The 12,315-nt window shown below is 66.3% G+C and carries 11 protein-coding genes; 8 read left to right on the top strand and 3 right to left on the bottom strand.

Features of this window, described 5'->3' with window-relative positions:
* Positions 1-178: 178 nt before the first annotated feature.
* Both EAV90_RS31385 and EAV90_RS31390 read left to right on the top strand, forming a co-directional pair.
* Positions 179-2,242 (top strand): AsmA family protein, encoded by a 2,064-nt coding sequence (locus EAV90_RS31385; RefSeq protein ID WP_129145672.1) that lies wholly within the window; start codon positions 179-181, stop codon positions 2,240-2,242.
* 220 nt (positions 2,243-2,462) lie between these two features.
* Complete coding sequence (locus EAV90_RS31390) at positions 2,463-4,910, top strand: adenylate/guanylate cyclase domain-containing protein (RefSeq protein WP_129145673.1); 2,448 nt, start codon at positions 2,463-2,465, stop codon at positions 4,908-4,910.
* A 314-nt stretch (positions 4,911-5,224) separates the two neighbouring features.
* Here EAV90_RS31390 and EAV90_RS31395 read toward each other — a convergent pair whose 3' ends face one another.
* The gene (locus EAV90_RS31395; RefSeq protein WP_129145678.1) at positions 5,225-6,517 is read right to left on the bottom strand and encodes a Spy/CpxP family protein refolding chaperone; all 1,293 of its coding nucleotides are present in this window, start codon (positions 6,515-6,517) and stop codon (positions 5,225-5,227) included.
* A 178-nt stretch (positions 6,518-6,695) separates the two neighbouring features.
* Positions 6,696-7,748 (bottom strand): LysM peptidoglycan-binding domain-containing protein, encoded by a 1,053-nt coding sequence (locus EAV90_RS31400; RefSeq protein ID WP_129145674.1) that lies wholly within the window; start codon positions 7,746-7,748, stop codon positions 6,696-6,698.
* Positions 7,749-7,929: 181 nt separating this feature from the next.
* On the opposite strand from EAV90_RS31400, the gene EAV90_RS40235 reads away from it, so the two are divergent.
* Both EAV90_RS40235 and EAV90_RS31410 read left to right on the top strand, forming a co-directional pair.
* Positions 7,930-8,259, top strand: coding sequence for a hypothetical protein (locus EAV90_RS40235; protein WP_208738560.1), 330 nt, complete (start codon positions 7,930-7,932; stop codon positions 8,257-8,259).
* Between the two features lie 205 nt (positions 8,260-8,464).
* Positions 8,465-8,824: a hypothetical protein gene (locus EAV90_RS31410; protein WP_122400466.1), complete on the top strand. Its 360-nt coding sequence runs from the start codon at positions 8,465-8,467 to the stop codon at positions 8,822-8,824.
* Positions 8,825-8,854: 30 nt separating this feature from the next.
* Here the strand turns inward: EAV90_RS31410 and EAV90_RS41315 are convergent, their stop codons facing one another.
* Positions 8,855-8,977 (bottom strand): hypothetical protein, encoded by a 123-nt coding sequence (locus tag EAV90_RS41315; protein ID WP_256375944.1) that lies wholly within the window; start codon positions 8,975-8,977, stop codon positions 8,855-8,857.
* Positions 8,978-9,134: 157 nt separating this feature from the next.
* Between EAV90_RS41315 and EAV90_RS39795 the strand changes: the two genes are divergently transcribed.
* The 4 genes from EAV90_RS39795 to EAV90_RS31430 all read left to right on the top strand — a co-directional run bounded on the left by EAV90_RS39795 (position 9,135) and on the right by EAV90_RS31430 (position 12,158).
* Entirely contained in the window at positions 9,135-9,554 is a 420-nt protein-coding gene (locus tag EAV90_RS39795; RefSeq protein ID WP_162500029.1) for a hypothetical protein, read from the top strand.
* Between the two features lie 128 nt (positions 9,555-9,682).
* Positions 9,683-10,825: a lactonase family protein gene (locus EAV90_RS31425; protein WP_164937192.1), complete on the top strand. Its 1,143-nt coding sequence runs from the start codon at positions 9,683-9,685 to the stop codon at positions 10,823-10,825.
* 95 nt (positions 10,826-10,920) lie between these two features.
* Complete coding sequence (locus EAV90_RS39800) at positions 10,921-11,067, top strand: hypothetical protein (RefSeq protein WP_164937184.1); 147 nt, start codon at positions 10,921-10,923, stop codon at positions 11,065-11,067.
* Between the two features lie 197 nt (positions 11,068-11,264).
* A complete protein-coding gene (locus EAV90_RS31430; RefSeq protein WP_164937189.1) occupies positions 11,265-12,158 on the top strand; it encodes an efflux RND transporter periplasmic adaptor subunit in 894 nt (297 codons plus the stop codon).
* The last annotated feature ends 157 nt before the right edge of the window (positions 12,159-12,315 follow it).

Consider the following 12,315-nt stretch of genomic DNA (forward strand, 5'->3'; position numbering starts at 1 on the left):
ACTTCAGGATCGCGTAAAACCGCGTCGGAGAAGTGTGTCATAAGTCACATAACTTTGCAGTACCCCCTGACTATTTTTACGCGCTTGGAGCCGCTTGCCGTCCGGGGATAAACTTAAGGCGCAAAGGACGGGCCATCTGGCGGGTTCGACGCCGATTGTCCGTCGTTGGAAAGTCGACATGAGAGCATTGAAATTCGTCGGCGGGGCTTTGGCCGCCGTCATCATCGTGATCGCACTCCTGCTCGTGGTCGGGATCCCCTCGGGCTTCCTGACCTCGACCATCGCCTCGCGGGTCGAGAGCGCCACCGGCTATCGCCTGTCGATCGACGGCACCACCAGGATCAGTTTGTGGCCGACGCTGAACATCACCTTGAATGACCTCACGCTTGCCGACCCCAAGGACCGCAGCGGCATCAGGCGCCTGACGATCGATAGCGTGCAGGCCGACATGTCGCTCGCCAGCGTCTGGTCGGGCCGCCCTGAGATCAGCGAGCTCGTCGTCGCCCATCCCGTTCTCTACCAGCCGCTGCTGCGTGAGCGCCTGCCGAATGCCGGCAGCCCGTCGAAGCCGATCGCGCTGGGCACCAATGCTGCCACGATCGACCGCATCAAGGTCACCGAAGGCGAAGTGGCGTTCTCGCGCCTGCGCGATCGTGTCGAGGGCCGCATCAGCGCCGTCAACGCCGAGGCGATCGTTGACCGCGACCGCAAGGTCAACATCACCGGCACCGCGCGCGTCGGCGAGCATCCGACCAAGTTCGACATCAAGGCAACCTCGCAGGCACTGCCGGCCGAACGGCCGACGGTTCCGGTGGATTTCGCCATCGACATGCCCAGCGTGCTGAAGTCCCAGCTCACCGCTCACGCCGAGATGCGGCTCAATGGCGATGTCGTGATGATCAACGGCGTGAATGGCAGGCTCGGCGACGGCGCATTCAACGGCTGGGCCTCGGTCGACATCGCGAGCAAGCCGCTGGTCAAGGTCGATCTCGATTTCCAGCGGCTCGCGATGCCCCTGGCGAAATCGCCGGACGGCGTGTCCGGGCAGCCCTGGAGCAATGCGCCGATCGACGTCTCCGGGCTCAACTATGTCGATGCGCAGGTGAGGATCTCCGCGAACGAAGCCGTGATCGGCGATGCGCGCATCGCGCCGCTGGCGCTCGACGCCAAGCTCGCCGGCGGCGTCCTGAAGGCCGGCACCGCCAATCTCGGCGTCTATGGGGGCCAGGTCTCGGGCGAGGTGGTCCTCGATGCGACCACGGGCGCGCCGAGCTTTGCGATGCATTCCGACCTCGTCGGCGTGCGCGCGCTGCCGCTGCTGCAGGGCCTCGCCGAATTCGACCGTATCGACGGCAAGCTGCAGGCCAAGCTCGCTTTGCGCAGCGCCGGCAACAGCCAGCGGGCGCTGATGGCGAACATGCAGGGCACGGCCTTCGTCAATTTCCAGGATGGCGCTATCCGCGGCATCAATGTCGCGCAGATGATCCGCTCGCTGACGACGAGCACGCTGTCCGGCTGGCAAGGAAACCAGGACCGAAACCAGGACCCCAGCCAGGAGCAGAGCACGGATCTGTCGCAGCTTTCGGCCTCCTTCCGCATCGACAAGGGTCAGGCGGTGACGACCGATCTCAATCTGATCGGGCCGCTGGTGCGCGTCACCGGCGCCGGCACGATCGCCCTCGACACCAAGATGATGGGCTTTCGCGTCGAGCCGAAGCTCGTGATGACGACCGAAGGCCAAGGCCGCACCTCCGAGCCCGTCGGCTTCGGCATCCCCGTGATGATCCAGGGCAGTTGGTCGCAGCCGCGGATCTACCCTGACATCGCCGGCGTGCTGGACAATCCGGACGCCGCCTATGCCAAGCTGCGCGAGATGGGCAAAGGCCTGTTCGGCCCCGACGGCGCCGGGCTCGGCAACATCCTGGGCAACCTCGGCAGCAACCTTGGGCTCGGCGGCACCACCGCGCCGGGCGGAGGCAATGCCAATCCGCAAGCCCAGCAGCCCGGGCAGAACAACCTGCTCGGCGGGCCCTTGGGGGAGGCGATCGGCAATCTGATTCAGCAGGGACTTTCCAATGGCACAGCAACCGGCACTGGCACCAGCCGCAGTCGCAGCCTGCCGGTAACGCCCTCCACACCGGCGCCGCAGGCCTCGCCTGCCCCAGCTCCGGAGGACCCGCCGCCTGCGCAGCAGGACAGTCAGCCAATGAACGACGTGCTGCGACAGCTCTTCAATCGTTGATTTGCGGGCTGGACCGGCTTGCTCGCCTGCGGCGTCCTCCGAACGGATGAGGCTGCGACAATTCACCACTCTGCTTCCTGCCCGGGAGTCCACAGGGAGTAACCACACCGGCCGCGCGACGGCCGCGCGACGCCCCTTGGCCCAAATTGTGGTAGAACGGCCCGGAAGGGGCTTTGCGGCCCGCAGCGCGCAGCGTCAGTGGCGGCGCGAGAGGATCGGGATGGCAGGAGCGAACGACAAGACACGATCTCTGCGCGAGGGTCTGTTCGCCAAATACGTCGTCTCCCTCGTCGGCCTCGTCGTGTTCGTCCTCGCCGTCAACGGCGCGATGGAGACCTGGATCTCCTACCGCGCCACCAGGACACAGCTGACCAACGGGCTGGAGGACAAGGCGCAAGGAGCCGCCCGGCGCATCGAGCAGTCGATCTCCGAGCTCGAGCGCCAGATCAGCTGGGTGACGCGCGCGAGCCAGGACACGCTGGAGAAACGCCGCGCCGATTACGCCTCGCTGCTGCACCAGGTCTCGGTCGTCAACCAGCTGTTCCAGCTCAACGGCGACGGCCGCGAGGTGCTGCGCGTCTCCAGGCAGTCGACCACGACCGGCGCCAATGCCGACCTCTCCCGCGACGTGCGCTTCACCGACGCCGTCACCCGCGGCGTCAGCTATGCCTCGGCCTGGTTCGCCGACGGGACGCCGCTGATGTCGATCTCGGTGGCGCATTCCGGCTTCAATGCCGGCGTCACCGTGGCCGAGATCGATCTCAGCTTCCTCTCCGACTTCCTGTCCGACGCCCAGGTCGGCAAGGCAGCCTTCGCCTATGTCGTCGATCCGCGCGGCCGGGTGCTGGCGACATCGTCGAAAGGTCCCGAAATCGGCAAGGACCTTTCCAAGCTGCCGCAGGTTGCGGCCGCGATCGCGCCCGGCCACGAGCCCGACACATCGGGCACCGATTTCAACGGCCAAGCCGTGATGAGCGCCGCGAGCATGGTGCCGAAGCTCGGCTGGAGCGTGCTGTTCGAGCAGCCGACCACGCAGGCCTTGATGCCGATCCGCGACCAGCTGGTGCGCATCGCGCTTCTGATCGGCATGGGGCTGTTGGTCGCGATCCTCGCCGGTACGCTGCTCGCCCGCCGCATGATCATCCCGATCACGGCGCTGCGCGATGGCGCGCACAAGCTCGGCGAAGGCGATTTCAGCCACCGCATCGACGTGCACACCTCCGACGAGCTCGAAGACCTCGCCGGGCAGTTCAACCGCATGGCCGACCAGATCCAGGAGACCTATTCGAACCTGGAGACCAAGGTCGAGGAGCGCACCCGCGATCTCGCGCAGTCGATCCACGAGCTCAAGGTGCTGGAGGAGGTCGGCCGTGCGGTGGCCTCCTCGCTCGATCTCAAGGCCGTGCTTGCGACCATCGCCGCCCGCGCGATCGAGATCACCCATGCCGACGCGGTGCTGATCTACGGCTTCGACGCCGAGGCGCGATGTTTCGACCTGGTCGAAGCCAACGGCATCGACAAATCCGCCGAGGGCGCGCATGTCACCGTCGCGCAGGGCGAGAACATCCTGAGCGATGCCGCCGCGAGCGGCGAGCCGATCGCGCTTGCCGAGCTCGGCGAGGCCGCCGAGCAGCCGCTGCGCGAGGTCGCACTCGCGGCCGGCTTCCAATCGGTGCTGGTGGTGCCGCTGATCGACCAGCAGGGCACGCTGGGCTCGCTGGTGGTGCTGCGCCGCGCCGGCGGCGAGTTCGCCGGCAGCATCATCGGCCTGATGCGCACCTTCGCCAACCAGGCCGTGCTGGCGATGCGCAATGCGCACCTGTTCACCGAGGTCGATCACAAGAGCCACGCGCTGGAGGCCGCGAACGAGACCGTGCGCGCCCAGGCCGACAAGCTCAAGCAGCAGACCGAGCAGCTCAAGGACTGGAACAAGTCGCTGGAGGCGCGCGTCAAGACGCAGCTCGGCGAGATCGAGCGCATCCGCAAGCTCGAGCGTTTCCTGGCGCCGCAGGTGGCGCAGCTGATCGCCTCCTCCGACAGCCCGGAAGGACTGCTCACCAGCCAGCGCCGCGAGGTCACGGTGGTGTTCTGCGATTTGCGCGGCTTCACCGCGTTCACGGAAACGACGGAGCCGGAGGAGGCGATGAACGTGCTGCGCGAATATCACGCCGCGCTCGGCCAGCTGATCTTCAAATATGAGGGCACGCTCGACAAATATGCCGGCGACGGCGTGATGGTGCTGTTCAACGCGCCGATCCAGTTCGAGGACCACACCAAGCGCGCGGTGAGGATGGCGGTGGAGATGCGCGATACCATCGGCCCGCTGACCGAGCGCTGGCGCAACCGCGGGCATAGCCTGGGGTTCGGCATCGGCATCGCGCTCGGCTACGCCACGCTCGGCCAGGTCGGCTTCGAGCAGCGGCTGGAATATGCCGCGATCGGCAGCGTCACCAACCTCGCCTCCCGTCTCTGCGGCGAAGCCAAGGCGGGCCAGATCGTGGTGAGCCGCCGCGTCTACGGCATGGTCGAACCATGGGTCGAGGCCCGCGCCCTCGACGACCTCCAGCTCAAGGGCTTCAATCACCCCGTGCTGGCGATGGAGATTTTGAATTGGCGCGAGGAGGTGGAGAACGTGGTGGATGCGGCGGCGGTGCGGCGGAGAGGGTAGCCAAAGCAAAAATTGCGAAAACAACCCCATGCACAGTAGGCGGGAGCTGGAAGATCAATGGGTTACCCGAGCATCAAAGTCGGACGGTGACGACGGTCTGGGCTGGCCGGTGCTTTGACACGTCGGGCAAAACACTGGCATGATGGCATCATCGAGAGTTCAGGCCAGTGCAAACGCATCGAACGGGCGCGACCGCTGACATCGGCAGCGTGACGCGCACCCAAGGCGCAGCTTTACGGCCGCTGCGGTGATTGGGCGGCGACAACGCGCAGCTCGACTTCAGGGAGATGAAGTTCGACTGGGCGTGCGGGTCCTCACACCTCCCGCTTCGGCCCGATCGCCTCGAACGCCGCCTTCTGCTCGTCGCTTAGATCCGCCTCGAAATCGTCGAGCGCATCAGTGACGCCGTTCACCGCTTCCAGCATCGTCGCCAGCCGCGCCTTCACGGCGGCGAGGCGGGCTTGCGCGGTTGCGGCGGGCTCTGTCGGGCAGGCGCTGAGCGTCTGCATGGTGCGCAGCGTGGTGTCCTGCAGCACTTCGAGGCGGGCGCGCGCGATCTCGTCGAGGTGGAGCGTGGAGGCAATCTCGGCGGCGGGCCATTGCTGCTGGACGAGTTGCTCGTATTGGCGCTGCGCGTTTTCGTCAGAAAGGGGATCGTAGTCCGCCTGGCAGGCCTTGGCCGCCTGCGCGTCCTTGGTCGCGTTCTTGCTCGCGTCCTTGCTCGCGTCCTTGGGCCGGTGGGACGCCAGCGCGGCGCGACGCTCATTGGCGAGGGCGTTGAGCCTGGTTTTCTTGTCGTCATCGAGCAGGCCGACGAATTTCGTCAGCGGCGCTTCAATTGCGTCCGTCGCCTTGATCATGGCCTCGAGTCGCTCGCGCATCAGGCCGAGGCGCTCGGAGGCATTCGCAGGAGCCTGCGCCGGGCAGGCCGCGCGGATGGTGTCGCGCGCCGCATTCCAGGCGGATGCGAGCTCGTCGAGCGCGGTGCGCTGCAGCTCGTTCGGCTGAACGGCGCTCGCGATCCGGTCGACCGGCAGGCCACCGGTGTCGCTGGCCTCGCAGAGGGTTTCCGCGGACGGGATTCTTCGCGCGCGCCGGCCTTGCGGCACGGTGTAGGCGGCAAGCTCGGGCGCGGCATAGGGCGTGAAGAGTGCGGCATAGATGTCGCCGTAGCCGTAGAGCGAGAGGCTGGTCGCATCGCCGAAGATGATTGCGGTGGTGAGATCGTCATGCGCGAACGGCCAGAACACCGGGCCGACCCAGCCGTAGCTGCCGTCGGGATGGCGCCACCAGCCCTGCGGCCGCCGGCCGCCTTGCCAGCCCGCCAGCGCAGCCTGCGCCGTGAGGGCCGCACGCAGGACGTAAGGATTGGATAGCTGGCCGCGCTCGGCTCCGCGCGGGTCTTGCGACCTCAGCGCGGCGGAGCGGTAGCGGCCACCGCGCACGGCCATGCGGGAATGGCGCAGCCGCGACAGGCCCATCATGTGGCCGACGGCGAAACGCGCAACCCCGAGCGGACCGCCACGCAACCCGAACTGCGCCTCGGCCCTGCCAGGCAGCAACACTGCCGCAATCACGAGAGCTGCGCCGGCCAGCGCCAAGCCCATGCGCCTCGAAATGATCGCTGACCTGACCGCCGACTTGACCAATCTGGCCACGTCTTGGCACTCCCTCCCACACCAAGCGCGCAATGCGTCGCATCACAATGACGCGCGAGGGAACCGATTGTTCCGCGGCGATGCAGGGCAAAGCGTCGCAACGCTCACCGGCCATGCCGGCGCGGGGTCACTGCGGCTTTTGCGGCAGCACGAACGTCTGCCCGGGATAGATCAAATCGGGGTTGTGGATCTTGTCGCGGTTGGCCTTGAAGATCACCCCGTAGCGGGCGCCGTCGCCGTAAGCGAGCCGGCTGAGCGCCCACAGGCTGTCGCCGCGGGCGATAACGCGGCTGCCGCCTGCTTCCGCCGGTGCGGTGGTGAGCACCTCCGCCGGCGAGGCCGATGCGACCGCCGTCGCCGCCGGCGCATGCGCGAAGGCCTTGGGCTTCGGCGCGCCGATCAACCTCGGCCGGGCCGCTTGCCTGTCAGGCACTGAAGCCAGGTGCGGCGAGGCCGATGGCAGCGCGGCCACGACATCCGGCTTGTCGTCGGTCTTCTCGGCCTGCTTGGTCTCCTGCCGCGCATCCTGCTTCGCGGCCGGCGCGGGCGGCGGCGCCGCCTCGGCGATGGTCACCGGCATGGTCCGGCCGGATTCCGTCACCGTGCCGTCAAGCGCCTTGGCCCGGAGCGTCAGTTCATAGGAACCGGCAGGAAGCTGCGGCGGAGTCATCACGAACTGGCCCGAAGCGTCGGCGACCACGGCATCGAGCGGCTTGCCGTCGCGCAGCAGCTCGACCCTTGCACCCGGCGTGGCGCGGCCCGCAATCACTGCCGCCTCGCCATGACTGTCGATGCGGGCGACGTCGAACCGAGGCCCGGCATCCGCAACCGCCGGCGCCGGCTTGACCGGCGCGAAATCGCCGAGCGCGGCCGTGACCTGCTTCTGGGTTTCGCCCAGCGCGCCCGCCTTCGGCTCCGCGGCCGGTGCAGGCGGCGCGCTGGCGGCAAGCTTTGGCTGGTTCGCCTTCTGCTCTGGTTTGGACTCGTCCGCTCCGGGCTCCACCTTGAGCTCGACTTTGGTCTCGGGCTTGGCGTCGGGCTTGGCTTCGGGCTTGGCGGCGACGATGGTCGTCGTCCCGGCCGGCAGCAGGCGGCGCAGCTCGGTCGGGCCGATCACCAGCGCGGTGCCGACCAGCGCCAGCAGACAAAAGGCAATGAAGGCCTTGGATGCCGTGATCATCTGAAAAGGACCTTGAGTGGCAAATCAGCCGAGGTCGGCAAAGTGCGCCGATTTGGCTGCGGCAGCAAGACGGTCGATGGGATTATGCCTCCATCCCGGCGCGTCCGGAATGACCCGGCGAGGTCCCCTCGGCGTCAAATGCGCGAGGCCGCACCGCGGCTATATTTTTAAGGAATTTCCTGTGAGCGATTTTTTTCGCACCGCGCCACGGCTGGCGCTTGCTCTGACACTCGCCGCTCCTGCCGCACTGGCCGCCTCCGGCCCGCCGCCTGGTTACATACCTATCGCCATCTGCACGGCGAACGCGGTGAAGCGGAGACTGACTGCTGTCGGACTGTTCGACGCGAGATGGATGATCGACTGCACGATCCTTGCGCCAAGAGATCAAAACGCCAGAGGGTCCGTAACATCTGTTCTTGATATCATGATCGCGATCGCCAACAAGCCGCCGAAGATCGGTAGACATGCAATTCGCGTGAGCCCGCGCGAGACGCTGCATGAAGGGCGATAGTCCGGAATTGTCCGGCGCCTTTCCCCGCGCCACCGTTCACCGTCACCGCGAGAATAGGATCGAACCTCCGAGTTCGTGGTTATCGACTCGCTGAGACGGCCGGGAACTCCGGCCGGCGGGCACCTGTCAACATTGCATCACGCGCAACGCAGGCGGCTTTTCGCCGGGGTCGTGGCGCGCGCGTGCGAGAAGCGAGCGAGGTGACATGGCGGTCTTGTCTTTCAGAACGATCCCTCTCGTGGTGGTTGCAGCCGTCATCGGGCTCTCCGCGGAGGCCCGCGACGACGGGCGCTACGCCAACTCTCCCCTCAAGGGCTGGTTCGAGAGCCTGCACAGCAAGGGCGGCGGCCCCTGTTGTGCCGACGCCGACGGCACTGCGCTGGCCGATGTCGACTGGGAGACGCGGGACGGACATTACCGGGTACGGCTTCTCGGCAATTGGGTCAATGTGCCCGACGACACTGTCATCACCGAGCCCAACCGCGCCGGGCGCACCATGGTCTGGCCTTATTACGTCAACGGCCGTCCCATGATCCGCTGCTTCATGCCCGGCAGCATGATCTGAACCGCGACGAGCTCCGCGGGATCGGGAAGCTCACATCGAACGTCGGGCCGCACGCACTTCGGCGAATTCGGCGTCGGGGTGGCTGACGATGGTGGCGACCATGATGCCGCTGATGATCAGCGACCAGGCGGTGTCCCAATAGATCCAAAACACGAGCCAGCCTCCCTTTTCTCGCTTTCACTCTCTTTCGCGCCCGCCGCACCGGGCTAACCGCATCGCGATGCCGGCGTTTCCAGCGCGAGCCCGGCCCGACGACGCGCGGACGGGCCGGGCGCTATTTCTGTTTGGTCGGTGGCGGTGTCCGATCGGTTTGGCCGGTGTGGCGCTTTGCCACGACGTCCTCGTCGTGCTCGCCCTGGTGCGGCCGCGGCGCAAGCTTGGGCTGACCGGCTTGACCGCCATGCTTGCCGCCCATGTCGGGCTTTCCTTCGAGATCGTTTTCGCGGGGCATGCGGTTCAATGCGTTCGCACGGCATTGGTTCGCAACAGGATCGGCCGTTTTCGCACTGTGAACGAACTCATAGAACCGCCCATCTTTGCAGTGCACGATGGAGCTGGCGCCCTGGTGCATCGCGATTTCTACCGACGGATTGGCCTGATGCGAAAACGACTGATCGTCTGGACCATCATGACCGCCACCCTGGTTGCAGTCACCGTGTGGACCATGCTCGGGCCGCCGGACCGCCCGTCCAGCCCGCATCTGCCCTCCCGCACGGCGGCGGTGCGTTAACTCATCATCCTGCGACCGATACCATTTCGGCATCGATCGATCCCAATTGGAATTTGGTGCGGCGGCGCGCCTCCCGCTATCCTCGCGGCAAAAGGACGATGCCGCGAGCCGGCTTTCAGGAGGAGCCCATATTGAGACCGATCCGACGCATCGCATCGCGCGCACCACGCGCTGCGATCGCCATCTCCCTGTTCGCTTCTCTCATTGTCATTTCTGGAGTCCGTGCCGGCATGGCCGAAACCTTCGCCTATGTCGGCAACGCCGACAGCAACGACATCAGCGTGTTCAAGATGAGCGAGAGCGGCGAGATGATACCGGTGCAGACGGCCGCCTTCAAAGGCGTCGAAAAGCCCGGCTCCTCGACGCCGCTCGCGATCACACCCGATCACCGCGTGATGATTGCCGGCGTCCGCTCGCAGCCATACCTCGCGGTGAGCTTTGCGATCGACCCGAAGACTGGCCAGCTCAGCCATCTCGGCAACGGACCGCTCGCGGACAGCATGGCCCATATCGCCGTCGACCGCAGCGGCAAGTTCCTGTTCAGCGCCTCCTATGGCGGCAACAAGGTGGCGCTGAATCCGCTTCTTGCCAGCGGCGTCGTCGGCGAGCCCAAGCAGGTGATCCCGACCGGGCTGAACGCCCACGCCTTCCTGCCCTCGCCCGACAACCGCTTCGCGTTCGCGACCAATCTCGGCTCCGACCAGGTGTTGAGCTTCGCCTTCGATGCCGCGGCCGGTACGCTCACGCCGAGCGATCCGCCGGCCCACAAGGTGGCGGAAAAGTCGGGGCCGCGGCACTTCGTGTTTCACCCGGGCGGCAAGTTCGTCTATCTCCTCCACGAGCTGAACGGCGATGTCGCGGCATTCACCTATGAAGCGCGGAGCGGCGCATGGGACGAGATCCAGCGCACCACCGCGCTGCCGGAAGGGTTCTCCGGAAAAGAGTCTGATAAGAAGGCTTGGGCCGCCGACATCCACATCACGCCGGACGGCCGCTTCCTCTACGCCTCCGAGCGCACCACCAGCACGCTCACCGCCTACAAGGTCGATGCATCAAGCGGCAAGCTGACCACGATCGGCAGCGTGCCGACCGAGAAGCAGCCGCGTGGCTTCCAGATCGATCCAAGCGGGCGCTACCTCGCTGCGGTCGGCGAGCTCTCGGACGGCATGACGGTCTATGCCATCGACCAGAGCAGCGGCGCACTGGCCAGGCTGAAATCCTACCCCACCGGCAAGAAGCCGAACTGGGTCGAATTCCTGAGCCTGCCGTGAGGGGCCGCGGCGACGGACCTACGTAAACATCCGTAATTTCGCAGCGTCCGCCTTCGGGCCATATCAGCGGGCATGGACCGACAGATCGTCTTCAAATGCCTCAGACCGACCTGAACGTGCAGCATCGGCTTACTGATGAGCCGGACGATCGCACCCACGTGTCCGTATCCTGTCCGGCCTGCACGCGGCTGCATCTGATCGATCGGACCACCGGCAAGCTGCTGGGCGATCGGCGCGGCTGACGGTCAACGCCGGCCTGCGGCGTGACGTCTTCGGGGCGAACCTCTTCTCCAATCCTGCGACTAATCAAGGACTTGTAATCAAGGACTTGCCGCGACTGCCTGCGGCGGCGCGGCATCCTCTCTCGGGACTACGCGGCCGTAGTGCGGGCGGCGGCCATCTGCTATCGATTGGAGGCATAGCCCCTGTGGAATTTCCGATGCGTCATTTGTCCCGTGCCGTCGTTCGAAACCTGTACCCCGCAGCCGTCGCCGGCGTGCTCGTCTTCAGTCCCTATCCGGCCGGCGCGGCCGATGACGATGCGCCCAAGGGACCCGCGGTCACGGTGCTGAAAGTCGCGAAATCCTGCTTCTCCGACATCGTCGAAGCCACCGGCACGATCATCGCGCGGGAGGAAACCTCGGTGCGGCCCGAGCGTCCCGGCCTCAAGGTCACGGACGTGCTGGCGGAAGCGGGCGACACCACCACCGCCGGCCAGGTGCTGGCGCGGCTGGCGCTGCCCGAAGGCGGCACGCTTCAGGTCACCGCGCCCGTGGCGGGCGTGATCGCGACCTCGACTGCGCAGATCGGCAACTTCGCCTCGGCCAAGGGCGAGGCGCTATTCACGATCGTGGCGCGCAGCGAATACGATCTCGTCGGCCTCGTGGCCACCACCGATGTGCGCAAGCTCGCCGTCAATCAACAGGCCACCGTGAGGATCGCGGGCGCCGGCGACATCAGCGGCAAGGTGCGCCGGATCGGCCCGACCGTCGAGCCGAACATCCAGCAGGGCATGGTCTATATCGGCATCTCCTCGCAGAAGCGGCTGCTCCTGAACGCGAGCGGGCGGGCGCTGATCAAGACCGGGCAAAGCTGCAACGTCGCGGTGCCGCTCACCGCCGTGCAATATTCATCCGCCGGCACCGTGGTGCAGGTGATCCGCCGCAACCGCGTCGAGACCAAGCGTGTCGAGATCGGCTTGATGTCGGGCGGCAATATCGAGGTTCGCGACGGCCTGAACGAAGGCGATGTCGTCGTCGCCCGCGCCGGCGCATTGCTGCGCGAAGGCGATCCGGTGCGTCCGGTGATGGCGAGCGCGGAAGCAGCGAAGTAGCAGCCGCGATCCTTCACCCTCCCCCTCCAGGGTAGGGGAATCGCATATGGTGCTGGCAGGGTGTTGCCAAGCGGTTGGAACTGGATTCTTTGGGTGTCTCTCGATTCCAGAGGGAGACCTGAATGCGCAAGCTCAAGCGCCTGTTTCGACCGCTCAA

The sequence above is a fragment of the Bradyrhizobium vignae genome (assembly GCF_004114425.1).
Classification (GTDB): domain Bacteria; phylum Pseudomonadota; class Alphaproteobacteria; order Rhizobiales; family Xanthobacteraceae; genus Bradyrhizobium; species Bradyrhizobium vignae.

Excerpts from the sequence above, each read along its gene's own strand:
- EAV90_RS31385 (WP_129145672.1), top strand. The coding sequence starts at position 179 with ATGAGAGCATTGAAATTCGTCGGCGGGGCTTTGGCCGCCGTCATCATC.
- EAV90_RS31390 (WP_129145673.1), top strand. The coding sequence starts at position 2,463 with ATGGCAGGAGCGAACGACAAGACACGATCTCTGCGCGAGGGTCTGTTC.
- EAV90_RS31395 (WP_129145678.1), bottom strand. The coding sequence starts at position 6,517 with ATGGGCTTGGCGCTGGCCGGCGCAGCTCTCGTGATTGCGGCAGTGTTG.
- EAV90_RS31400 (WP_129145674.1), bottom strand. The coding sequence starts at position 7,748 with ATGATCACGGCATCCAAGGCCTTCATTGCCTTTTGTCTGCTGGCGCTG.
- EAV90_RS31410 (WP_122400466.1), top strand. The coding sequence starts at position 8,465 with ATGGCGGTCTTGTCTTTCAGAACGATCCCTCTCGTGGTGGTTGCAGCC.
- EAV90_RS39800 (WP_164937184.1), top strand. The coding sequence starts at position 10,921 with ATGCCTCAGACCGACCTGAACGTGCAGCATCGGCTTACTGATGAGCCG.
- EAV90_RS31430 (WP_164937189.1), top strand. The coding sequence starts at position 11,265 with ATGCGTCATTTGTCCCGTGCCGTCGTTCGAAACCTGTACCCCGCAGCC.